This window comes from Kribbella sp. NPDC050459 (assembly GCF_040655315.1).
Lineage (GTDB): Bacteria > Actinomycetota > Actinomycetes > Propionibacteriales > Kribbellaceae > Kribbella.
The window spans coordinates 165,798-188,030 of sequence record NZ_JBFAJQ010000007.1 but is presented as its reverse complement, the minus strand read 5'-3'; the positions used below and the strand labels follow the sequence as shown (position 1 = coordinate 188,030).

Genomic DNA, 22,233 nt, shown 5'->3' with positions numbered 1-22,233 from the left:
CGGGTTCACTGGTACGACGTACGTCGCGAAGGCAGCCAGCCGAAACGCGGCCGCCGGGTTTCTTTCAGGGCGGCCTGCGCGCCGGGCTCGGCCTTCGCGAAGGACAGCAGCATGCCGATCGCGATCAGCGTCGGCAGCAGTGCGGAACCACCGTACGACAAAAGCGGGAGCGGGATACCCACGATGGGTAGCAGTCCGATCACGGCGCCGAGGTTGACCAGCGTCTGCGCCATGATCCAGATGGTGATCCCGGCCGCCGCGTAGCGGACGAACGGCTCGGTGTTCCGGGTCGCGATCCGCACCCCGGCGTAGGCCAGGGTGAGGAACAGGGCGAGCACGGTGAGCGACCCGACCAGGCCGAGCTCCTCACCGATGACCGAGAAGATGAAGTCGGTGTGCGCCTCCGGCAGGTTGCCCCACTTCTGCCGGCTGTTGCCGATCCCGACGCCCCACCAGCCGCCGGTCGAGAGCGCGTAGAACGAGTGGTACGCCTGCCAGCCGATCCCGGAGGCGTCGCCGAACGGGTTCATGAACGACGTGACCCGGTCGAGCCGGTGCTGGGCCGTCATCACGAAGTACGTCGCGATGGTGCCGACGACCGCGATCGTCGCGACGAACAGGCGGGTCGGCGCGCCGACCACCCAGATCAGCCCGATCATGATCGCCATCAGCACCAGCGCCGTACCGAGGTCGTGCTGCCCGACGACCAGCGCGATCACCAGACCGCAGACCGGCACCATCGGGACCAGCAGGTGCTTCCACTGGGTGAGCAGCTTCTCCTTGCGGGCATACAGGTCCGCACACCACATCACCATCGCGAGCTTGGCGAACTCACTCGGCTGGATCTGCAACGGGCCGCCGAGGTTCAGCCAGTTGGTGTTGCCGTTCACCCCGACGCCGAGACCCGGGATGTAGGTGAGCACCAGCAGGAACACGGAGCCGAGCAGCGCGACGTACGCGAGCATGCGGAAGTGCCGGGGCGTCATCCGCGAGGCGACGTACGCCATCGGGAGGCCGACGCCGACCCAGATCAGCTGCCGGACGAAGATCGTGTAGCTGTTCCCGTTCGCGCGCAGCGACAGCACGCTGGACGCCGACAGCACCATCATCAGGCCGAGCACCAGCAGCAGGCCGGTCGCCCCGAGCACGATGTGGTACGACGTCAGCGGGCGGTCGAGGACCTCCTTGATCGCCGCGATCCACGGGCGCTCGCTCTGCTTCTTCTGGTCCGGCTGATCCGCGATCGACGTCACGCGATCACCCCAGTCGGCGTACGGCTTCGGCGAAGGCGTCGCCGCGGGCTCCGTAGTTGGCGAACATGTCCCAGGACGCGCAGCCGGGCGCGAGCAGCACGGTGTCACCCACCTGTGCGAGCTTCGCCGCCTCCCCCACCACGATCTCCATGGCACCAGTGTCGGTTGACTCGACGACGATCCTCGGGACATCCGGTGCGTGTCGCTCGAGAGCTTGGGCGATCACGTCCTTGTCCTGGCCGAGCAGGACGACCGCACGCAAACGCTTGCGCGCCGCGATCACCAGCTCGTCGAACGTCGCGCCCTTCGCCTGACCGCCGGCGATCCACACCACGTGCTCGTAGGCCAGCAGCGACGCCTGCGCGGCGTGCGGGTTGGTGGCCTTGGAGTCGTCGACATAGTTGACCCCGGCAACGTCCGCGACGTGTGCGATCCGGTGCTTGTCGGGCCGGAACCCGCGCAGCCCGTCACGGATCGCGGTCGCCGGGACGCCGAAGGCGCGGGCCAGCGCGGCGGCCGCCAGCGCGTTCGCGACGTTGTGCGGCGCGGGCGGCGTGACGTCGCCGATCGAGGCCAGCTCCAGCGCCGACGTCTTGCGCTGCTCCACGAACGCGCGGTCGACGAGCAGGTCGTCGACCAGGCCGAGCATCGACAGTCCCGGCGTACCGAGGGTGAAGCCAATCGCCCGGCAGCCCTCGATCACGTCGGCTTGTTCGACCAGGTGCTCGGTGGCGGGGTCCGCGACGTTGTACACGCACGCGACCTGGCAGTTCTCGTAGATCCGGCCCTTGTCCTGCGCGTACGCCTCGAGCGACCCGTGCCAGTCGACATGGTCCGGTGCGATGTTCAGGACGGCGGCCGCGTGCGCCGACATCGAGTGCGTGTAGTGCAGCTGGTAGCTGGACAGCTCGACCGCGATCACGTCGTACGGCTCGGGGTCCATGACCGCCTCCAGCAGCGGCAGCCCGACGTTGCCCGCGGCAACGGCGCGGTGGCCGGCCGCCTCCAGCATCGCGGTCAGCATCTGCACGGTCGTGGTCTTGCCGTTGGTGCCGGTGATGCACAGCCACGGCGCCGCGTGCTCCGGGTCGCGCAGCCGCCAGGCCAGCTCGATCTCGCTCCAGATCGGCACGTCCCGCTCGGCCGCCTGCGCGAGCAGCGGCGCGTGCGGCGGTACGCCGGGTGACGTGACGACCACGTCGACGTCCTTCGGCAGCTCGGTCGTGCTGCCCGGGCCGAGCGTGATCGTGGCTCCGAGCGTCTCCAGGATCTGCGCCTTCTCGCGCAGCGCCTCGGTGTCGCGGTCGTCCAGGACGACGAGGTGCTCGGCGCCGGCCTGGATCAGCGAGTCGGCGCAGGCGTAGCCCGCCGTACCGAAGCCGAGCACCACGAACCGGGTCGTCGCCCAACCCTCGGACGTGCGTGTTTCCATGGTCACGGGGCCTCCCGGTCTGGACTGAGGAGCGGCGGGAGCGAAGCGACCAGAGCGACGAGGGAAGACCGGGAGTCAAAGCCCCGTGACCCGCCGCGACGGAGTCGCGGCAATTCAACACAGCTCATCCGGTCACCCATTCCGCGTAGAAGACCCCGAGTCCGATCACGACGCACAGGCCCTGGATGATCCAGAACCGGATCACCACGTTCACCTGTTCCCAGCCGAGCATCTCGAAGTGGTGGTGCAGCGGCGCGATCAGGAACAGGCGTTTACCGACGCCGGTGGCCTGTTTGGTGATCTTGAAGTAGCCGACCTGCAGGATCACCGACGCGGTGATGACGACGAACAGGCCGCCGAGCAGCAGCACCAGCAGCTCGGTCCGGGTCATCACGGCCATGCCGGCCAGCGCGCCGCCGAGCCCCAGCGAACCGGTGTCGCCCATGAAGATCTTCGCCGGCGACGCGTTCCACCACAGGAAGCCGAACAGCGCACCGGTCAGGGATGCCGCGACGACCGCCAGATCGTGCGGATCTCGGACTTCGTAACACTTCGCGCCGACGCCCTGCGCGGTCGCGCAGCTCTGGTTGAACTGCCAGATGCAGATCAGTGTGTAGGCGCCGAACACCATCATCGACGCGCCCGTGGCCAGGCCGTCCAGGCCGTCGGCGAGGTTCACGCCGTTCGACATGCCGGCGATCAGCAGCAGGATCCAGATGATCACCAGGATGGCCGGCAGCTCCAGCCAGCCGATGTCGCGGATGAACGAGATGAACGGCGACGCCGGCCGCTGGCCGCGCTCGTCCGGGAACTGCAGCGCGAGCACCGCGAAGATCACCGCGACGAGCGTCTGGCCGGCCAGTTTCGCCTTGCTGCGCAGACCGAGGCTGCGCTGCCGGAAGATCTTGATGAAGTCGTCCAGGAACCCGACCGCGCCCATCCCGGCGAACAGGAACAGCACCAGGATCGCCGAGGCGCTCGGCGGCGTCATCGTGAACAACTTCGCCGCGAAGTACCCGACGATGGTCGCGATGATGAAGACGAAGCCGCCCATGGTCGGCGTACCGCGCTTGATCTGGTGGGACTTCACGCCGTCGTCGCGGATCTCCTGGCCGTACCCGCGCCGGGCCAGCCACTTGATCGCGTAGCGGGTGCCGAGCAGCGTCAGCACCATCGCGACGGCGCCGCCGAACAGGATCGAGATCACTGCTGTTCCTCCAGCAGGGCGTCGGCGAGGCTGCGCAGTTTGGCGGCCTTCGAGGACTTCACCAGCACGACGTCACCGGCGCGCAACTCCTTGCGCAGCAACTCCAGCGCCTCGGGGATGGTCTCGACGAACACGGACTCGTTGCCCCACGAGCCTTCCAGCGAGGCGCCGAGGTGGATCGGCTTCGCGCCCTCGCCGACCACGACCAGCCGGTTCACGTCCAGCCGGACGGCCAGCCGGCCGATCGCGTCGTGCTCGTCGGCGGAGACGTCGCCGAGCTCGAGCATCTCGCCGAGCACCGCCCAGGTCCGCGCGCCCCGGGACCGGCCGATGGCGGCCAGCGACTTCAGCGCCGCGCGGGTCGACTCCGGGTTCGCGTTGAAGGCGTCGTTGATGACGGTGACGCCGTCCGGCCGCTCGGTGAGCTCCATCCGCGCCGCGGACACCCGGGTGGCGGCGTTCAGGCCGCCGGCGATCTGCTCCGGCGTCAGACCGATCGCGACCCCGACCGCAGCTGCGGCGAGCGCGTTCGACACGTAGTGCTCGCCGATGAACCGCAACCCGACGTCCGCGCCGAAGTCGCCGATGTGCAGCGTGAACGCGGGCCGCCCCTCGCCGTCGATCTTGACGTCCGTGGCCCGGACGTCGGCCTCGGGCGCCTCGCCGAAGGTCAGCACCCGCTCGGTCGTCCGGCTCCGCATCGCGGCCACCCGGTGGTCGTCGGCGTTCAGGATCGCGATGCCGCCCGGCCTGACGGCCTCGATCAGCTCGCCCTTGGCGAGCGCGATGTTCTCCTGGGACCCGAGCTTGCCGATGTGCGAGGTGCCGACGTTCAGCACCAGGCCGACCTGCGGCGGCGTGATCCCGGTCAGGTAGGTGATGTCGCCCAGGCTCCGGACACCCATCTCGGCGATCAGGTACTTGGTCGCGGCGGTCGCCTGCAGCGCGGTCAGCGGGTGCCCGATCTCGTTGTTGAACGAGCCCTCCGGCACCACGGTCTCGCCGTACGGGCTGATCAGCTGGCCGATCAGGTCCTTGGTGCTGGTCTTGCCCGAGGACCCGGTCAGCGCGATCACCGTCAGGCCGGGCAGCTTGCCGATCACGAACCGGGCCAGGTCGCCGAGCGCCCGCTGCGCGTCGTCGACGACGATGCAGGGGCTGCCCTCGACCGGCCGGGTGGTGAGCGAGATGGTGACGCCGGCCGCGGTCGCCGTACCGACGAAGTCGTGGCCGTCGACGCGTTCGCCGGGCAGGGCGACGAACAGGCCGCCCGGTCCCGCCGCCCGGGAGTCGATCACCACCGCGCCGTCCACGACGGCCGTGGGCTCGGCGCCCACGAGCTCTCCGCGGACGGCGTCGGCGATCTCGCCGCAACTGACAGGGATCACCGGTCTGCCTCCAGCAACTCACGCACGGTTTCGCGGTCGTCGAACGGGTGGATCACGCCGCCGACGTCCTGGCCTGTCTCATGACCTTTCCCGAGGACGACGACGGTGTCGCCCGGGCCGGCCAACTCGATCGCGGACGCGATCGCCCGCCGCCGGTCGCCGATCTCGTGCAGGTCCACCTGCGGTACGGCGTCCCGCGCGCCGGCCAGCGCGGCGGCGCGGATCGCCGCCGGGTCCTCGCTGCGCGGGTTGTCGTCGGTGATGATCACCACGTCCGCCGCCCGGGCGGCCTCGGCGCCCATCGCGGGCCGCTTCCACGGGTCCCGGTCGCCGCCGCAGCCCACGACCGCGAACAACCGGCCCTTGGTCGCGCCGCGGGCGGCCCGCAGCGCCAGCGCGACCGCGTCCGGCGTGTGCGCGTAGTCCACGATCACCGCCGGCCCGTCCGCACGGGTGAACGTCTCCATCCGCCCCGGCACACTCGCCGTCCGCAGCCCGGCCGCGATCGTCTCGACCGGTACGCCGACCTGCCGCAGCATCGCGGTCGCGAGCAGCGCGTTGGCGACGTTGAAGTCACCGGGCAGGGCGATCTCGATCGTGAACGCCTCGCCGGGGCCCCGGACGTCGATCATCGTGCCGCCGTGTTCCGACCGGTGCAGGCCCGCGACGGTCCAGTCGGCATCGCCCTTCGTCGACACGGTGACGGTCGGTACGACGGTCTGCGCCGCGAGCCGGCGCCCGTACTCGTCGTCGATCGTCACCACGGCGACATCGCACCGCTCCGGGGTGAACAACGAGGCCTTCGCCTGGAAGTAGTCCTCGAACGTCTTGTGGAAGTCCAGATGGTCCTGCGTGAGGTTGAGGAACCCGGCGACCGCGTAGCGCGCGCCGTCGACGCGGCCCATCGCCAGCGCGTGGCTCGACACCTCCATCGAGCACCACGCCACGGCCTGTTCGCGCATCACCGCGAACAGCGCCTGCAGGTCGGTGGCCTCCGGGGTGGTCCGGACGCTCTTCACGACCTCGTCGCCGATGCGGGTCTGGATCGTCCCGATGAGCGCCGTCGGGCCGAGCTCCCGGAGCACGGAGTCGAGCAGGAAGCTGGTGGTGGTCTTGCCGTTCGTGCCGGTCACACCGAGCAGCCGGAGCGCGCTGGTCGGCTCGCCGTACACGCGGGACGCGACCGCTCCGAGCACGCTGCGCGGCTTGTCGACGACCAGCACCGGAAGGCCCGTGGCCGCGGCGCGGTCCGCTCCGGCCGGGTCGGTCAGGACGGCGACCGCCCCCGCTTGCTGGGCGCGTGCGACGAACTCCGCACCGTGCGTGACCGCACCGGGCAAAGCGGCGTACAGGTCGCCGGGAAGGACGGAACGCGAGTCGAGGGAAACGCCGGTCACTGCCACCGGCGACTCTGCCGGAGGTTGTGTTCGGGCGACGTTCGCGAGGTCGGCGAGGCTGACCGGCACGACGTGCCGTGGCCTGATCGCTGCGACCGCGCCGCCGGCGGCGGTAGGGGTGGACACGGGCCCTGAGGCTACCGCTCCAGGCCCCGTGACTCCTATCTGACCCTGCGTCACCAGACTCTGTGTCACCAGGCTGGGCGTCACTTCCACGTCAGCGGGATGTTCGGCTGCGCCGCACCCGTCGGCGGTACGACGTACTTCTGCAACGCGTAGCTCATCACGTCTCGGAACACCGGTCCTCCTTGGAGACCACCACCCCGGGCACCCTGGGGATCGTGCAGTACGACGTACGTCACGAACCGCGGGTTGTCCGCAGGAGCGAATCCGGCGAAAGAAGTCGCCCAGGCGCCGTACTTGCCGGTCCCGGGAACCACCTGCTGGGCGGTACCGGTCTTGCCGGCCACCAGGTAGCCGTCGATCGCAGCCTGCGGCGCGGTGCCCTTCTTCGCGGTCACCGCCTCCATCATCGTGGTGACCTCCTTGGCCGCCTTCTCGCTCACCACGCGACGGGCCGGGGCGGTCTGGTTCGGGATCTTGGCGCCGTTGGCGTCGACGTAGTTGCGGACCAGCTTCGGCGGCACGTAGACGCCGCCGTTCGCCACCGCGTTCACCGCGGCGGTCTCCTGAACGGCGTTCACCGAGAGGCCCTGGCCGAACGCCACGTTCGACCGGGTCAGCTCGGGCCACTCGTCACCCGGCGTCAGCAGGCCCTTGGTCTCGCCCGGGAAGTTCAGGCCGGTCGGCTCGCCGAAACCGAAGTCGTGCAGATACTTCACGAACTGCGCGATCGGCATCTTCTGCGCGGCCATGATCGTGCCGACGTTCGACGACTTCGCGATCACCCCGGAGATGGTCAGGTTCATGGTGTCGTGCGACCAGTGGTCCTTGATGATCCGGCGCTGCACGTCGATGCTGCCGGGGACCTGCAGCTTGGTGTTCAGGTCGATGATCCCGGCGTCGGCGAGGGCGGCCATCGTGACCACCTTCTGCACCGAACCCGGCTCGTAGCTGCGCTCCAGCGCCGGGTTGTTCAGTTCGGACGCCTTGTACTTCGTGTTCGGGTCGAACGTCGGGTAGTTCGCCATCGCCATCAGCTCGCCGGACTTCACGTCCATCACGACCACCGTGCCGGAGCTGGCCTGGTAGTCCCGCACCGCCTTCTCGATCCGCTTCTGCGCGAAGTACTGCAGGTCGGTGTCCAGGGTCAGCTCGACGCCGAGACCGGGCTTCGGTTCCTGCACGGTGTGGTTCGCGTTCGGAATCTTGTTGCCCTTGGCATCGACCTCGTACATCGCCTGGCCGTCCTTGCCGGACAGCTTCGCGTTCAGGCCGTACTCGAGCCCGGACTGGCCCTTGCCGTCGGCGCCGGTGACGCCGACCAGGGTGGCCGCGATGCTGCCGTTCGGGTGGCTGCGGATCGGGTCTTCCTCGGTGTAGAGGCCGGCCAGCAGCGGCGCCTGCTGCTCCTTCGGCTTGCCCTTGTTCTGCTCGGCGATGGGCGCGTTCGCGGCCTTGATCTCGGCCTGGATCGCGGTCCACACGGTCGGGCTGACCTGGCGGGCCAGGTACTCGAAGCGGCCGGGACCGGACATCGCCGCGACGAGCTTCGCGGCGGTCGTCCCGGGGAGCTTCGGGGCCAGGATCGCGGCCAGCTGCTGGGCCACCGGCTTCGTCTGCTGCGGGTCCGCGGTGATCGCGACCGCGTCCTCGGTGACCGCGAGCTCGACGCCGTTGCGGTCGGTGATGGTGCCGCGGTTGGCGTGCAGGGTGAACGAGCGGGCATTCTCCTTGGTCGCCGCCTGCGCGTAGCTGTCCGGGTCCACGCCCTGGAGCAGCACGAGCCGCCCGGCGAACAGCGACAGCACGAACGCCATCACGCCGAACGTCATCCGCAACCGCAACGCCGGCCGCCCGAGCCGCAGCATCCGCGGTGGCTTCTTCACCCGGCGCTTCTTCGGCCGCGGCCGAGGCCTGTTCTGCGGCGGCCGCTTCGCCGAGCTCTTCTTCGCCGGCGCCTTCCGCGCCACCTTCTTGGCCGTGTTCTTGGCGGTGTTCTTTGCGGTGTTCTTGGCGGTCCCCGACCGCGCCGCACCGGGCGCCTTCGCACCCGGCACCTTCCGCGCCGCACCGGCCGCGCTGCGGCGCGCGCCGCCGCCTCCGCCGCGGCGGTCGTCGGCGCTCGGCGCCGCCTTCCGCCCCGAGCTGCTCGACGCCCGGCGAGCTTCGCCGCCTCGAGCCGACGCGGCGCGTGCGCGTGGCACGGCCGCGCCGCCCTGGGGGGCGTTGCTCACACCCCGGCCGGAGCCGCCCGACCCGGGCGCCCGGCGCCCCTCACCGCGCGCCGCGGAACGGCGTGCGGCTTCCTCCTCCTCCTGGGCTTTGCGGAGGAGGCGCTCGCGGGTGGATTCGGGGCGGGGTGGGACAGTGCGACCACTGTCCGTAGCGGACGGACGACGGGGTTGAGCCTTGCGGGGCGGGTTGTCCCGGCCCGGAGCAGCACCACGCTTTCGTGGCGGCGGCTCGTTTCCCCGTCGGTCCGTCATCCGATCATCCCCGTGTGGTCGTGGCGGGCTTCTTCGTCGTGGCCGGCGGCTTGGTGGTACCGGCCGGCGGCTTCGTGGCGGTCGTGGGCGGCTTGGTGGTGCCCGGCTTGGTGGTGCCCGGCTTGGTCGTCCCGGCCGTCGGCTTGACCGGCGTCACGGGCTTGACCGGAGTCACCGGCTTCACCGGCGGCTTGGCGGTCGCCTGGCCGGTCGGCGTCCCCGGCCCGAACATCGCCGTACCGGCGCCGGCCTTGCCCTCGGCCGGTACGCCGAGCACCCGTCCGTCGGACAGCCGCAGGAACACCGGGTTCGGGTTCGGCACCATGCCCATCCGCAGCGCGCGGTCGGACAGGTTCTGCGGCGACTCCAGCGTCCGGACCTGCTTCTCCAGCTGCTCCTGCTGGTCACGGAGCTGATCGGCCTGCGAGCTCAGCTTGGTGATGTTGAACGTGCCGCTCTGCAGTTCGGTGTTCAGCAGCAGCAGACCGACCAGTCCGGCGGCCAGCAGCGACACCACGAAGATGACGAACGGCATCCGCGGCGGCCGGAACGGCGCGCCGTACACCACCCGGAGCCGCGGCTGCGGCTTCTTCGCCGGGCCACTGGCGACCGGAGTCACCCGCGCCTTCTGCGGGCTGAAGACAGTACTCATCAGGCCACCAGTCCCCTCTCCCGGATCCGCTCGGCCGCCCGCACGCGAGCGGAGGCGGCACGTGGGTTCGCCGCGACCTCCTCCTCGGTCGGCCGTTCGGCGCCCCGGGTCAGTAGCTTCAGATACGGTTCGTGCCCCGCCGGGATCACCGGCAGGTCGTCCGGTACGTCGGACTTCGTGCCCGGCGCGAACGCCTGCTTGGTGATCCGGTCCTCGAGCGAGTGGTAGCTCATCACCACGATTCGGCCGTGCAGCGCGAGCGCCTCGAGCGCGGCGGGCAGCGCGCGGCGCAGCACGTCGAGCTCCCCGTTCACCTCGATCCGCAACGCCTGGAAGGTCCGCTTCGCCGGATGACCGCCGGTACGCCGGGCGGCCTGCGGGATCGCGTTGCGGACCAGCTCGGACAGCCGGGCGCTGTTCGTGAACGGCTCGGTCTCCCGCTCGCGGACGATCCGGTCCGCGATCCGGCGGGCGAACTTCTCCTCGCCGTACTGGAACAGGATCCGGGCCAGGTCGGCCGCGCTGTAGGTGTTGACGATGTCGGCCGCCGTGGTCGGGCCGGTCGGGTCCATCCGCATGTCGAGCGGCGCGTCCTGCGCGTACGCGAACCCGCGGTTGGCCTCGTCCAGCTGCATCGACGAGACGCCGAGGTCGAACAGGATGCCGTCGATCGCCGCGATGTCGAGGTCGGCCAGCACCCGCGGCAACTCGTCGTACACCGCGTGCACGAGGGTGATCCGCTCCTGGTCCTCGTCCTGATACCGGGCCAGGCGCTCGCCGGCCAGCCGCAACGCGTTCGGGTCCCGGTCGAGACCGATCAGCCGGACCTCGGGGAACTGCCGCAGGAACGCCTCGGAATGACCGCCGAGGCCGAGGGTCGCGTCGACGACGACGGCGCCGGGACGCGCGAGCGCCGGCGCCAGCAGCGCGACGACGCGCTCCAGCATCACCGGCACATGCCGCTCCGCAGCGTCCATCTCGACCCTTCCCGTCGCCGCGGGGACGACCCTGCCCCCGCAGGTCATGTGGTGCGTAGACAGCCCGGAGACAGCACCGTCCGGTCAGATCGCGGGTACGCCTTCCGGGGAAGTACCTGTGGGTCTTGGCGCCGGGGAAGTGACGCCAACACTCCAGGTCGGAAGTCGGACCCGTGATCTCACCGGACGGTCGGTGTGTTCCAGTCCTCGCACACTGTTCAGCTTGATCAGAAGATCCCGGGCAGTACTTCCTCGGACAGGTCGGCGAACGCCTGCTCCTGCTCCGCGGAGTACCGGTTCCAGTTCTCCGTGTTCCAGATCTCCACCCGATTCATCGCCCCGATGACGACACAGTCGCGATCCAGTGACGCATAGTCGCGCAGCATCGGCGGGATGGTGACCCGGCCCTGCTTGTCCGGCATCTCGTTCGAGGCGCCGGCGAACAGCATCCGGAGGTAGTCCCGGGCACCTTTGTTGGTGATCGGGGCCTGCTTCAACTGCTCGGTCAGCTGGACGAACTCACGCTCCGGCCACACGGACAGCGATCGCTCCTGTCCACGGGTGATCACCAGGCCGTCGGCGAGCTCGTCGCGGAACTTCGCCGGCAGGAACAGCCGGCCCTTGTCGTCGAGCTTGGGGAAGTGAGTTCCGAGGAACACGCTCCACCTCCCCGTTGCGGACTCTCCGACTCAGGCGAGTGTTTCCACCACTTCAGTTCCACTGCGCTCCACCTTACTCCACTTTCCACCACCGTCAACCAACTTCCGCCCCGTTACGCCCCTGTGCCGCCTGAATTCACGCTCAGCGCCAGCGTGTCGCTGCCGGCTCAACGGTCGTCGTCCACCGAGTCCTGTCCGGTGCCGTGGAGCGTGGCGGACGGCTCCGGTGGAGCGAAGTGGAGGACGGTGTGGAGCGATGTGGAGGACCCGGTGGAGGAAAGTGGTGGAGAAGAGTGGAGGACCGGGGTGAACTGTTCGCGGCCCGGAACCGTGAACCAGACAGCGGTTCGCAGCGTCGTACGCCCCGCACACTGCTTTCACCGCCCGTACGCTGGGGGGAAGACTTTTCCGACCCCGCCGTGAGGGCGTGCGCCGATGGACACCGAAACGCCAGGTAACGAAACTTCCGCGACTCTAGGCCCGACCCCCGCAGCGGGACAGAATGTGTCGGCAGTCAACGAATGGGGAGGACACAGAGTGAGCAGCACCGCGACCAGCTCGCCGCTGGCAGGAGCCGGGGACTTCGACGAGCTGTCCGAGGTGGCGGGCCGAGTACGGCGGGCCATGGAACAGGTGATCGAGGGCAAGTCCGACGTCATCGAGGTGGCCGTCACGGTTCTGTTGGCCGAGGGGCATCTGCTGATCGAGGACGTACCGGGCGTCGGCAAGACGATGCTGGCCAAGGCGCTGGCGAAGTCGATCGACTGCAGCGTGCGACGGATCCAGTTCACGCCGGACCTGCTGCCGTCGGACATCACCGGCGTCTCGGTCTTCAACCAGGAGATCCGCGACTTCGAGTTCAAGCCCGGCGCGGTGTTCGCGAACATCGTCGTCGGCGACGAGATCAACCGCGCCTCGCCGAAGACGCAGGCCGCGCTGCTGGAGTCGATGGAGGAGCGTCAGGTCACCGTCGACACCACGACGTACCAGCTCGAGGCGCCGTTCATGGTGATCGCGACGCAGAACCCGATCGAGATGGAAGGCACGTACCCGCTGCCGGAGGCGCAGCGCGACCGGTTCATGGCCCGGGTGTCGATGGGCTACCCGGAGCCGGCCGCCGAGCTGCGGATGCTGGACGGCCACGCGGCCGACGACCCGCTGCAGAGCCTGCAGCCGGTCACCGACGGCCAGCAGATCCTGCGCCTGGTGAAGACGGTGCAGTCGGTGCACGTGTCGGAGTCCGTGAAGGAGTACGCCGTGGCCCTGGTCGGCGCGACCCGCCGCTCGCAGGAGCTCCGGCTGGGCGCCAGCCCGCGGTCGACGCTGCACCTGATCCGCGCCGCGCGCGCTGCGGCCGCGCTGGACTCGCGGGAGTTCGTGCTGCCGGACGACATCCAGGAGCTCGCGGTACCGGTGCTCGCGCACCGCGTGCTGCCGGCGGCCGAAGCGCATCTCGGTGGGCGCGGTGCGGCCGACATCATCTCCGGACTCGTGGCGAGCGTGCCGCTCCCCCGTACGCGCCGGGACTGAGACATGCGGCAGGCTTTGCGCGGACTGACCACCAGAGGGCGGGCGTTCGTCGCGGCCGGTCTCACGGCTTCGCTGTGCGCTCTCCTGCTCGGCCAGAAGGATCTGCTGCGCGTCGGCATCCTGCTGGCCGCGCTGCCGGTCGTGGCGGCGCTCGTCGTCGGCCGGACCCGGCTGCGGCTCCAGGTACGGCGCAGCCTCGCGCCGGACCAGGTGCCGGTCGGGACGCCGGCGACTGTCGAACTGGCGCTGAGCAACCAGGGCCGGATGCCCGCGGGGCTGCTGCTGCTCGAGGACCGTATTCCTTATGTACTGGGCCACCGCCCGCGGTTCGTCGTCGACCGGGTCAGCCCGAACTGGCGCCGGACCGTCACGTACCCGGTCAAGTCCGACGTCCGCGGCCTGTTCCAGGTCGGCCCGTTGATGCTGACGGTGGCCGATCCGTTCGGGCTGGTGGAGACGACCCGGACCTTCACCCGCAGCCAGCACCTGCTGGTCACGCCGCGGGTCTACAAGCTGCCCGAGGTCCGCCTCGGTGCGGACCGCGCCGGATCCGGTGAGAACCGGCCGCGGGCGATCGCGGCCGCCGGTGAGGAGGACGCGACGGTCCGCGAGTACCGCGACGGCGACGACCTGCGCCGGGTGCACTGGCGGTCGACCGCGCGCCGCGGCGAGCTGATGGTCCGCCGCGAGGAGCAGCCCTGGCAGAGCCGGTGCGCGCTGTTCCTGGACGCGCGGACGATCTCGCACCACGGGCACGGCCCGTCGTCCAGCCTGGAGTGGGCGGTCAGCGCGGCCGCGTCGATCGGTATCGACAGGATGCGGCGCGGCTATGTCACCACGATGCTCGGCGGGCCGACCACGCTGTCGGCGATCACGCACCGGTCGTCCGCGGCAGTGCACCAGCCGCTCACGCAGCAGCAGCTGCTGACCGAGTGCGCGACGGTCGAGGAGCACAAGTACGCCGAGCTCGGCCCGTTGCTGACCGTCGACCGGCACGCGCAGGACCCGAGCCTCGTGATTGCCATCGTCGGCGCCTGCGGCAGTGAGGACATCACCGCCCTGAACCGCTGGCGGACCAGCCAGGCGACCGGTGTCGCGCTGGTGCTGGACGCCGCGAGCTGGGCGGTCGGTGCCGAGGCGACCGAGAAGGCGGCCCGGCTGACCGCCGCCACGGACGCCACCGAGAACGAGCTGCGCCGGAACGGCTGGCGAGTCGCCAGAGTCCGCCGCGGCGACCACCTCCCGACCGTATGGTCCGGGCTAGGCCTACGAAGCGGAAGAATCGCATGACCGGTCACGCCAGGATTTCCCTCGCCGCGTGGGGCGCGACCGTGCTGGGGGCGATGGTCCTCACGCCGGTGTTCTCCGGCCCGTTCCTGTTCATCAGCGCGTTCCTGTGCGCGCTGGTGACGGGGGTCGGCGTCCTGCTGCAGAACCTGCGCGCCCCGCGCATCGTCGTACCGATCGTCCAGCTGGTGGTGCTGGTCGAGCTGCTGTCGCTGTTCTTCCTGCACGACACGATGAAGTTCGGGGTGCTGCCGCTGAAGGCGACGGCGCTCGAGTTCAACGCGCAGATGGTCGACGCGATGGACTCGATCAACCGGTTCAGCGCGCCGCTGCCCCAGGACTCGCATCTCACGCTGTTCGCGGTGTCGGTGATCGCGGCCGCCGGATTCCTGATCCACGTGATCGCCGTCCAGCTGCGCCAGGCCGCCTGGTCCGGGTTGCTGCTGCTGATCATGTACACGGTGCCTGCCGCGACCGTGCACGGCGGGCTGCCGTGGCTGCTGTTCATCCCGCCCGCGATCGGGTACATCCTGCTGCTGTCCGCCGAGGGCCGCAGCCGGCTGAGCCGCTGGGGGCGCCGGATCTCGGGCGTCTCGCATCTCGACGCGGCCGAGCCCGTCGAGGCGTCGGCGCTCGGGCAGGCCGGCCGCCGGATCGGGCTGACCGTCGTCGCGATCGCCGCCCTGCTGCCCGCGTTGCTGCCGACGCTGCCGGAAGGTGTGATCGGCAACGGCCTGGCCGGCGGCGGGAGCGGCAGCGGGATCGGGGCGAGCATCTCGTCGACCGACCCGATGCTGGACATGGGCAAGAACCTGAAGCGCGGCGACAACGTCGTGGCGCTCACCTACAAGGGCGGCCCGACCGGCGGCACGTACCTGCGGCTGACCGCGCTCGACCTGTTCGACGGCAACACCTGGCGGATCGCGCCGCGCTCCCCCGGGCAGAAGCTCAGCGGCGGCGACCTGACCCCGCCGCCCGGCTACTCCGGCGACCTGTCGAAGGTGCAGCAGACCTCGATGGAGATCGACGTCACCCGGACGTTCCGGTCCCAGTTCGCCCCGGTTCCGTACCCGCTGCGCTCGATCTCGCTGAAGCGGGACTGGCGCTACGACGCCGGCTCGCTGGACGTGGTCTCGTCGAACGGCTCGATCGTCGGCGGCAAGAAGTACAAGCTGACGTCGTACGACGTGCAGCCGAGCCCGGAGCAGCTGCACGACGCGATCACCACCAGCGCGCCCGACCAGTACACGTCGGTCGTGCCGCAGCGGACGCCGGCCGACATCAGGCAGAAGACGTACGAGATCACCGCCGCGGCCAAGGACAACAAGTTCGAGGCGGCCGTCCTGATCCAGAACTGGTTCCGCAGCGGCGGCGGCTTCACCTACAGCACGCAGAACGCCAAGGGCAGCGGTATGGCAGCCCTCGAGGAGTTCCTGCTGACCAACAAGGAAGGGTACTGCGAGCAGTTCGCCACCGGGATGGCCCTGATGGCCAGGATCATCGGGATCCCGTCCCGGGTCGGGATCGGCTTCCTGCCCGGCACCGCCGGCAAGGACGGCGACTACACGGTCCGGATGCACGACATGCACGCGTGGCCGGAGCTGTACTTCCAGGGCGTCGGCTGGGTCCGGTTCGAGCCGACGCCGTCCGCCCGGGTCTCGGCCACGCCGAACTGGACGATCGCCGCCACCCAGAACCCGACCAACCCGACGACCGCGCCGACCAACGTGCCGACCACGCCGGGCGACCGGGAGACCCCCGGTGTCACCCGCCCGCGGAACGACCCGAACCTGCCGAACGACAACGGCTCCGTGATCGTTGACTCCGGCAACTGGTTCACCAACGGCGGCGGCAAGGCGATCGCGGCCGGCCTCGGTGTCGTCCTGCTGCTCTGCGTCCCCTGGCTGATCCGCACGCTGACCCGGCGCCGGCGCTTCCTGCGGCCACCGGGACGGGCCGCGGCCGAAGGGCTGTGGGCGGAGATCCGGGACACCTCGCGCGATCTCGGCCTCGACTGGTCCGACATCGCGACGCCGCGGCAGGCCGGTCAGTGGCTGGTGTCCGAGCTCCCCGAGGATAACCACGGCGCCGCCCGCCGGCTGGCCCGTGGGATCGAGGCGCTGCGGTACGCCGAGGACACGCATCGCGAACTGGACCTGCGTGCGGACGCGGCCGCCGTCCGCGAGGCGCTCTGGTCCCAGGCCCGGCTCCGCCGGCGTTGGCGGGCGCGGCTGCTGCCGCCGTCGTGGCGCTGGTACCTGAGCCGGGGCACCACCGAGGCGTCCGACCTCCTCGACGACTTCGACCTGCTCCTGGCCCGGCTCCGCTCGCTGATTCTTCTGAAGCGCCCGCGCACCAACTGACTCACAGCGGGATCTGGTAGAGGATGAACCCCCGGTTCTCGGCCACCTGGTCGTAGAGCCGGCGGGCGGTCGCGTTGGATTCGTGCGTCGACCAGTACACGCGCCCGCACGCACTGTCGCGGGCCCAGTCGGTGACGGCTTCGATGAGTGCCCGCGCCACACCTCGGCCGCGGGCGTCGGGCGCGGTGAACAGGTCTTGCAGATAGCAGGAGTCCGGCGCCGTCGTGCTCGCGTGCGTCAGGAAGTGGACGATGCCGACCAGGTGCCCGTCCAGGCGGGCGCCGAGCGCGTGGATCTCCTCGTCACGCTGGAACCTGGTCCACGCCTGTTCGAAGAACTCGTCCGGCATCGTGCGGCCGTAGAACTCGTTGTAGCCGGCGAACAGCGTCTGCCAAGCGGCACGGTCAGTGGATTCCAGGCGTCCGATAGTGAGCATGGGACGAACGGTGTCACGCCGGAGGGCCGAGAAACGACCGCACCCGTCCCACCAGGGCACGGGTGCGGTCGAAAGGTCTCGAGAAGGGTCGAGCGGTGCTCGAAAGCGGTCAGAGATCCTCGTCGCGGCGACGGCGCCAGCGGTCTTCCATACGCTCCATGAAGCTGCCGGACGAGTCGTGCTTGGTCCGGTGCCGCTTCGTCGGCGGCGGCGGCGGGATGTCGTCGGACTCCCCCGCGTTGCTGATCCGCTTCATGCTCAGCGCCGCGACGTACAGGCACGCCACCATCATCACGAAGCCGATGACTCCGATGATCGTGTTGGGAATGATCGCACCGGTCATCAGCACCGCGATGCCCAGCACGAATCCAACGCCGGCAAGCACTGCCCGGCGCTTGTAGTACAAGCGCACATTGGTCCCACGCATGGCGGAAACGAACTTCGGGTCTTCCGCAGCAAGGGCACGTTCGAGCTGCTCGAACTGGCGCTGCTCTTCTTCCGAGAGGGGCACCGTCGATCCCTCCATGATGAGCGCGATCTCGATAGGCCGCCTCCAGTCTAGGCCGCGCCCGCGTCACACGAAACCCTGACCGGCTGTCCAGCGCGTCACGGTCCCGCAACTGCCCTGGCCAGACCGGCCCCAAACCTGTGTCCTTCGGCGTGTCGCTCACAGCCGGTTCACAGCTAGCGTCCACCCCGCGCGCCGGAGGTAGTGCTCTCGTCACCCTCCGTCGCAGCGCCGGTCAGCGCGTGGCGAGGATGTGCAGCTGCGTCGCCAGCGCGCGGAACGCCGGGTGCTGGCTGGCCGCACGCTCCAGCTCGGCCAGGGAGTCGGCCGCGCCCGGCTCGGAGTCGACGAACGCCGACGGCACCAGGTCCGCGAACGTCCGGACGCCATGCACGGTGTGGACCATGAATCCGGCGTCCGCCAGCTGTCCGGTGATCCCCGCCTCGTCGAACCGCCGCGGCATCGGGTCGGTCGCACCCCAGCGCCCGTCCGGGTCCTGCAGCGCGATCCGCGCCTCGGCCAGGTGACCGGCGAGCGCCCGCGCCAGGACGACGGCGTTGCGCTGGGCAACCAGCAGACTCAGTACGCCGCCCTCGCGCAGCACCGAGGCCATCGCCTGCAACGCCTGGACCGGGTCGTCGACGACCTCCAGCACCCCGTGGCACAGCACGGCGTCCGCGCTCGACTCCCCCGCCAGGCCGGGGAGCTCCGCGGCGTCGCCCTGGACACCGCGGACCAGCTCACTGACGCCTTCGTCGCGGGCCCGGCGCTCGAGTGAGGCCAGCGCGTCCGGGCTCGGGTCGACCACCGTCACCCGGTGCCCCTCGACCGCCAGCGGAACGGCGAAGCCGCCGGTCCCGCCGCCGAGGTCGACGATGTCCAGCCCGGCGCCGGGGTCGGTCCGCTCACGTCCCGCCAACGCCACGCGCAGCGCCTCGCCCACCAACGCCGTCCGTACGCTGCGCCGCCGATCCACCATCAACCCTCCAGCCGGTCCCCCATCGCCACCCCACCGCGCCACACCCTACTTCCACCGGGCCCGCGGTCTGCCCGCCGCCCGTCGTAACCGGTCCTTAAGTCCCCGGATCTGTCGCCGAGGCGGGGATCGGCGCACTCTCGACACAAGGGGAGATGCGATCACCAGGGAGGGATCATGGCCATCTTCAGCAAGTCCTTCGACGAGCCGGACGAGCGACGCGCACCGGACAAGACGAGCGTCGACGTCGTGAAGCTGCCGGGCGCCAGTGTCGCCCGGATCACCTTCCAGCCTGGCTGGCGCTGGTCCGAGTGCATCCGTCCGGTCATCGGCGGCGACTCCTGCCAGGTCCGTCACGTCGGAACCCTGCTCTCCGGCGAGATGGAGGTCGTCCACGACGACGGCACCAAGGCGCGGCTGCTGCCGGGCAGCGCCTACGTCATCGAACCCGGGCACGACGCGTGGGTCGTCGGCGACGGCCCGGCGGTCGGCCTGGAGTTCGAGTCGCTGTCCGCGGAGACGTACGCCAAGGCCTGACGCAGCGGCCGATCCGGCTGAGGCAGCATCGGAGGGGTTGCTGCCTCACCCGGGCTCGGCTAGTGCGACGGTGTCCGGCCGATGACGTACAGGCGGCGGGTGGTTTCGGCGCGGGCGGTGATGGGACCCCGCAGGTACCACTCGATGTCGGTGAGGCCTGCGGCTTCGGCCACGCCGACGACGTACGCCGGTTCGTGGAGCACGTAGTCGAGGCTGACCTCGTGGCCGAGTAGCTCGTCGACGTGCCGGACCTCTTCGCCGGCGTGGAGTGCGAGGACCAGCCAGCCGCCGGGATCGAGCGGACGGGTCAGCGCGGTCATCGCGCCGGGCAGCTCGGACGCGGCCAGGTGGATGAGCGAGTACCAGCCGAGGACCGCGGCCCAGCCGGAGCTCGCGGGCGGCCGGCCGAGCCGGCGCAGGTCGCCGACCTCGAACTGCAGGTGCGGGAACCGCCGGCGGGCCTCAGCGATCATCTCGGGCGCGAGATCGATGCCGGTGGCGTCCGCGCCCCGGTCGGCCAGGTACGCCGTGACGTGCCCCGGCCCCGTGCCGACCTCCACCACCGGGCGGCCGTTGGCGTGGGCAACCACCCGGTCGAGCAGCCACCGCTCGAACGGCAACGCGTCCAGTTCGTCGAGCAACTCGTCCGCATACGTCCCCGCGACGGCGTCGTACGCCGAGCGCACCCGGGCGTCACGCTCGTCCGCTCCGTCGGCGATCACCGTGTCGCGGTCGACGCTCTCGACGGCGACGGCGGCCTCCACCTCGGGCACCGGGCCGAGGAGGTGGACCCAACGACGGTCGTGCTGACCGACACGACGCTCCAGCTCCCGCACCAGCGGGTCGGGTCGCGCCGCCATCCGCTGCAGGGACGCCTCGACGTCGCTGCGGTCCTCGAACTTGTGCAGCCGCTCGGCCCGCGTCCGCAGCTCGCCCGGTGCTTGCGCCCCGCGGAGCAGCAACACGGTGATGAGCGCCCGCTCGTCCGCTGCGAGCTCGAGCTTCTCGTCGAGGATCTGGTGGTACTTCAGCGTCCGCCGTCCGACATCCACCCAGACGATCCGCAGCAGCTCCCGGTCCCGCAGCGCCCGCGCGACCCGCTCCACCGTCCCCTGGTCGTAGTCGACCACCGGATCCCGGTTACTGGTCTGGTTGCACGCCGTCCGTAGGGCGTTCGCCGTCAACGGGTACGACGCCGGCACCGTGACCTGCTTCTCCAGCAGGCTCCCGAGAACCCGCTGCTCCTCGACATCCAACACCGGAAGTCCACTCACCCCGCCGACCCTAGACGCTGCCCGGCCGACGGATGAACACCTTTCGGCTGACTCACCCAGGTTGGTAGGTGTCGGGCAGGATCAGGGGCTCGAACGCGGTGCCGTTGCAGGTCGGGCAGAGGATGTCGGCCTGGATGCCGGAACCCGCGCACCGCGTGCACAGGCCGTCGTGCCAGGAGTCGCCGGACAGCGCCTGGTGAGGACGTGGGTAATGCGTGTCCGGCAGGTAGCACTCGGCACCGGTGAGGGCGTGGACACGACCACACAGGTCCTTGCCGAGGCCTCGGGAGGGTTCGCTCACGGTCGGGATCTCCTCAACGCGGGACGGATGCGCGCCTCAGCTGGCTCGCATCCAGGACTGGGTCAGGACGGACTGCGGGTCGGTGGTCGCGGTGAGCACCGGCGTTGTGGACAACCGCAGGCTGGCTTCCACCTGGGTGTAGAAGGTCTCCACGGCGCGGATCAGGTCGTCCGCCTCGCGGGTGCTGACGGCGCGCTCCAGCCCGGCCTCGGCGGCGGCGCGCTGGGCGGCGCCGGCGGCGAAGAACGTGGCCCACTCGCCGAACTCGGGCGCGACCTCGGCGAGCAGCACCCAGGCGTTGCGCTGGACCCGCCGGCGGCTGCCCGACCGGACCGGGCGGGCGCGGACGGCGAGCACCGCGGCCGCGACCCGGAGCGCCGCGACGTGGGCGCTCGAGTAGCGGATCAGATGGTCGTTGGTCTCCGTCGCCTCGGCCAGGGCGGCGCGGGCACGGAACAGCTCTCGGCTGGCCGCGCCGGCCGCGGCCGGCGACACCGGTGAAACAGTCATCGGTCGGTCACCCTTTCCAGTTGCCAGCGGCCCGAGTCCGGGTCGTGGGCGAGGTCGAACATCTCCTGCCGGCCGCTCCGGCCACAGCCGGCTTCCACCCGGAAGACCGTGCGCTCCGGTCCCCAGTCGGCGTCCAGCACCCCGACGGCCGCCGGAGTGCCGGCCGAATGCGGGCCGGCGGGAAGCGTGGCAGCGGGGCGCGAGCGGGGGTTGGCCGCCGCTGCCACGCCGGCTGTGTGCGCCCGGGCCGGACGGGCCGCGGCGCGGGCCGCCGAACAGGCCTCGGCGACGGTGGCCGCGTCGATCCGGGCCAGCGAATCGGTACTCGCGGCCCGCCGGTCGGCTCGTGAGTCGGCCCGTGGGTCGATCCGGTCGAACGCGCGGTCGGCGCGGGCGTCGTACGCAGAGGTGGCGCCGGCGAAGTCGGTGCGGACGGCGTACGGATCGTGGATGTCACCGGTGCCGATGACGCCGCGCTCCCACCAGGCCGCGGTCTCGGTCCACTGCGACCTGACCGCGCGGACCCGCCAGAGGCGGCCGCGCCAGAGGAACTGGTCGGGGACCTGCACACCGTCCACCGCGATCGAGTGCACCTCGACGGCGTCGTCGAACTCCCACATGTCCCATCGCCTCCTGATCACCACCGGCCCCGAGTCGGCGGCCCGGCGGGTGGGCACGGGGTGGGGGTCGAGGACCACCCCGGTGCCGGACCCGCCGGGACCACCGGATTCCGATGCGGCCGCAACTCCGCACCGGAGCCGTCCAGTTGTCCGGTCCACCTCGGTCCGGCCTCCCGACGAAACCGGGTTCGAGGTAATCGAACATCTGTTCGAACAAGGGAAGCGTATCGCCGTCCGCCGACAGTCGTCAACGGTCCGTAAGCCCGGCGCGCCGCCGGGGGCGCGGTCCGGGCGCCAGACTGGAAGCTCCGGGACGG

General features: G+C 70.6%; 20 protein-coding genes. 4 read left to right on the top strand and 16 right to left on the bottom strand.

Annotation, left to right across the window (positions count from 1 at the left end; all coding sequences use genetic code 11):
- Positions 1–5: 5 nt before the first annotated feature.
- The 9 genes from ftsW to mraZ form a co-directional block, all read right to left on the bottom strand.
- Positions 6–1,253, bottom strand: a complete 1,248-nt coding sequence (gene ftsW / locus AB0I12_RS23720) for a putative lipid II flippase FtsW (RefSeq protein ID WP_359933427.1) — start codon at positions 1,251–1,253, stop codon at positions 6–8.
- Between the two features lie 4 nt (positions 1,254–1,257).
- Positions 1,258–2,685 carry a UDP-N-acetylmuramoyl-L-alanine--D-glutamate ligase gene (gene murD, locus AB0I12_RS23715; protein WP_359933783.1) on the bottom strand — a complete coding sequence of 476 codons (1,428 nt, stop codon included), beginning with the start codon at positions 2,683–2,685 and terminating at the stop codon, positions 1,258–1,260.
- Between the two features lie 124 nt (positions 2,686–2,809).
- Positions 2,810–3,892 (bottom strand): phospho-N-acetylmuramoyl-pentapeptide-transferase, encoded by a 1,083-nt coding sequence (gene mraY, locus AB0I12_RS23710; protein ID WP_355480101.1) that lies wholly within the window; start codon positions 3,890–3,892, stop codon positions 2,810–2,812.
- Entirely contained in the window at positions 3,889–5,280 is a 1,392-nt protein-coding gene (murF, locus tag AB0I12_RS23705) for a UDP-N-acetylmuramoyl-tripeptide--D-alanyl-D-alanine ligase (RefSeq protein WP_359933425.1), read from the bottom strand. Before murF ends, mraY begins: the two co-directional genes overlap by 4 nt.
- Entirely contained in the window at positions 5,277–6,746 is a 1,470-nt protein-coding gene (locus AB0I12_RS23700; protein WP_359933781.1) for a UDP-N-acetylmuramoyl-L-alanyl-D-glutamate--2,6-diaminopimelate ligase, read from the bottom strand. The genes murF and AB0I12_RS23700 overlap by 4 nt, the downstream gene beginning before the upstream one ends.
- Before the next feature lie 137 nt (positions 6,747–6,883).
- Positions 6,884–9,034 carry a penicillin-binding transpeptidase domain-containing protein gene (locus AB0I12_RS23695; RefSeq protein WP_359933423.1) on the bottom strand — a complete coding sequence of 717 codons (2,151 nt, stop codon included), beginning with the start codon at positions 9,032–9,034 and terminating at the stop codon, positions 6,884–6,886.
- 256 nt (positions 9,035–9,290) lie between these two features.
- Complete coding sequence (locus AB0I12_RS23690; RefSeq protein WP_359933421.1) at positions 9,291–9,938, bottom strand: hypothetical protein; 648 nt, start codon at positions 9,936–9,938, stop codon at positions 9,291–9,293.
- A complete protein-coding gene (rsmH, locus tag AB0I12_RS23685; protein WP_359933419.1) occupies positions 9,938–10,915 on the bottom strand; it encodes a 16S rRNA (cytosine(1402)-N(4))-methyltransferase RsmH in 978 nt (325 codons plus the stop codon). Before rsmH ends, AB0I12_RS23690 begins: the two co-directional genes overlap by 1 nt.
- A gap of 227 nt (positions 10,916–11,142) precedes the next feature.
- Positions 11,143–11,574, bottom strand: coding sequence for a division/cell wall cluster transcriptional repressor MraZ (gene mraZ / locus AB0I12_RS23680; protein WP_130446673.1), 432 nt, complete (start codon positions 11,572–11,574; stop codon positions 11,143–11,145).
- A 624-nt stretch (positions 11,575–12,198) separates the two neighbouring features.
- Here mraZ and AB0I12_RS23675 point away from each other — a divergent pair.
- The 3 genes from AB0I12_RS23675 to AB0I12_RS23665 are packed head-to-tail and all read left to right on the top strand — an operon-like array spanning position 12,199 to position 16,754.
- A complete protein-coding gene (locus tag AB0I12_RS23675; protein ID WP_359933779.1) occupies positions 12,199–13,104 on the top strand; it encodes an AAA family ATPase in 906 nt (301 codons plus the stop codon).
- A gap of 3 nt (positions 13,105–13,107) precedes the next feature.
- A complete protein-coding gene (locus AB0I12_RS23670; RefSeq protein ID WP_359933416.1) occupies positions 13,108–14,394 on the top strand; it encodes a DUF58 domain-containing protein in 1,287 nt (428 codons plus the stop codon).
- Positions 14,391–16,754 (top strand): DUF3488 and transglutaminase-like domain-containing protein, encoded by a 2,364-nt coding sequence (locus tag AB0I12_RS23665; RefSeq protein ID WP_359933414.1) that lies wholly within the window; start codon positions 14,391–14,393, stop codon positions 16,752–16,754. The genes AB0I12_RS23670 and AB0I12_RS23665 overlap by 4 nt, the downstream gene beginning before the upstream one ends.
- A gap of 1 nt (position 16,755) precedes the next feature.
- Here the strand turns inward: AB0I12_RS23665 and AB0I12_RS23660 are convergent, their stop codons facing one another.
- The 3 genes from AB0I12_RS23660 to AB0I12_RS23650 all read right to left on the bottom strand — a co-directional run bounded on the left by AB0I12_RS23660 (position 16,756) and on the right by AB0I12_RS23650 (position 18,677).
- Complete coding sequence (locus tag AB0I12_RS23660; RefSeq protein ID WP_359933412.1) at positions 16,756–17,190, bottom strand: GNAT family N-acetyltransferase; 435 nt, start codon at positions 17,188–17,190, stop codon at positions 16,756–16,758.
- A gap of 109 nt (positions 17,191–17,299) precedes the next feature.
- Positions 17,300–17,701: a DUF3040 domain-containing protein gene (locus AB0I12_RS23655; protein ID WP_355689905.1), complete on the bottom strand. Its 402-nt coding sequence runs from the start codon at positions 17,699–17,701 to the stop codon at positions 17,300–17,302.
- Positions 17,702–17,933: 232 nt separating this feature from the next.
- The gene (locus AB0I12_RS23650; RefSeq protein ID WP_355689903.1) at positions 17,934–18,677 is read right to left on the bottom strand and encodes a methyltransferase domain-containing protein; all 744 of its coding nucleotides are present in this window, start codon (positions 18,675–18,677) and stop codon (positions 17,934–17,936) included.
- A 174-nt stretch (positions 18,678–18,851) separates the two neighbouring features.
- Between AB0I12_RS23650 and AB0I12_RS23645 the strand changes: the two genes are divergently transcribed.
- Positions 18,852–19,211, top strand: a complete 360-nt coding sequence (locus AB0I12_RS23645; RefSeq protein ID WP_359933410.1) for a cupin domain-containing protein — start codon at positions 18,852–18,854, stop codon at positions 19,209–19,211.
- 59 nt (positions 19,212–19,270) lie between these two features.
- Here the strand turns inward: AB0I12_RS23645 and AB0I12_RS23640 are convergent, their stop codons facing one another.
- From AB0I12_RS23640 to AB0I12_RS23625, 4 genes are read right to left on the bottom strand one after another with little or no spacing between them, the layout of a single operon-like run.
- Positions 19,271–20,485 (bottom strand): DUF480 domain-containing protein, encoded by a 1,215-nt coding sequence (locus tag AB0I12_RS23640; protein ID WP_359933408.1) that lies wholly within the window; start codon positions 20,483–20,485, stop codon positions 19,271–19,273.
- Positions 20,486–20,537: 52 nt separating this feature from the next.
- Positions 20,538–20,786, bottom strand: a complete 249-nt coding sequence (locus tag AB0I12_RS23635) for a hypothetical protein (RefSeq protein ID WP_359933406.1) — start codon at positions 20,784–20,786, stop codon at positions 20,538–20,540.
- A 36-nt stretch (positions 20,787–20,822) separates the two neighbouring features.
- Positions 20,823–21,296 (bottom strand): SAV_6107 family HEPN domain-containing protein, encoded by a 474-nt coding sequence (locus tag AB0I12_RS23630; RefSeq protein ID WP_359933404.1) that lies wholly within the window; start codon positions 21,294–21,296, stop codon positions 20,823–20,825.
- Complete coding sequence (locus tag AB0I12_RS23625) at positions 21,293–21,916, bottom strand: DUF6504 family protein (RefSeq protein ID WP_359933402.1); 624 nt, start codon at positions 21,914–21,916, stop codon at positions 21,293–21,295. The genes AB0I12_RS23630 and AB0I12_RS23625 overlap by 4 nt, the downstream gene beginning before the upstream one ends.
- Positions 21,917–22,233: the final 317 nt, after the last annotated feature.

What these genes read in the sequence shown, in the direction of transcription:
- AB0I12_RS23630 (WP_359933404.1), bottom strand. Translation starts at nt 21,296, where the DNA reads ATGACTGTTTCACCGGTGTCGCCGGCCGCGGCCGGCGCGGCCAGCCGA.
- rsmH (WP_359933419.1), bottom strand. Translation starts at nt 10,915, where the DNA reads ATGGACGCTGCGGAGCGGCATGTGCCGGTGATGCTGGAGCGCGTCGTC.
- AB0I12_RS23665 (WP_359933414.1), top strand. Translation starts at nt 14,391, where the DNA reads ATGACCGGTCACGCCAGGATTTCCCTCGCCGCGTGGGGCGCGACCGTG.
- AB0I12_RS23690 (WP_359933421.1), bottom strand. Translation starts at nt 9,938, where the DNA reads ATGAGTACTGTCTTCAGCCCGCAGAAGGCGCGGGTGACTCCGGTCGCC.
- AB0I12_RS23645 (WP_359933410.1), top strand. Translation starts at nt 18,852, where the DNA reads ATGGCCATCTTCAGCAAGTCCTTCGACGAGCCGGACGAGCGACGCGCA.
- AB0I12_RS23670 (WP_359933416.1), top strand. Translation starts at nt 13,108, where the DNA reads ATGCGGCAGGCTTTGCGCGGACTGACCACCAGAGGGCGGGCGTTCGTC.
- AB0I12_RS23675 (WP_359933779.1), top strand. Translation starts at nt 12,199, where the DNA reads ATGGAACAGGTGATCGAGGGCAAGTCCGACGTCATCGAGGTGGCCGTC.
- murD (WP_359933783.1), bottom strand. Translation starts at nt 2,685, where the DNA reads ATGGAAACACGCACGTCCGAGGGTTGGGCGACGACCCGGTTCGTGGTG.
- AB0I12_RS23650 (WP_355689903.1), bottom strand. Translation starts at nt 18,677, where the DNA reads ATGGTGGATCGGCGGCGCAGCGTACGGACGGCGTTGGTGGGCGAGGCG.
- AB0I12_RS23625 (WP_359933402.1), bottom strand. Translation starts at nt 21,916, where the DNA reads ATGTGGGAGTTCGACGACGCCGTCGAGGTGCACTCGATCGCGGTGGAC.
- AB0I12_RS23660 (WP_359933412.1), bottom strand. Translation starts at nt 17,190, where the DNA reads ATGCTCACTATCGGACGCCTGGAATCCACTGACCGTGCCGCTTGGCAG.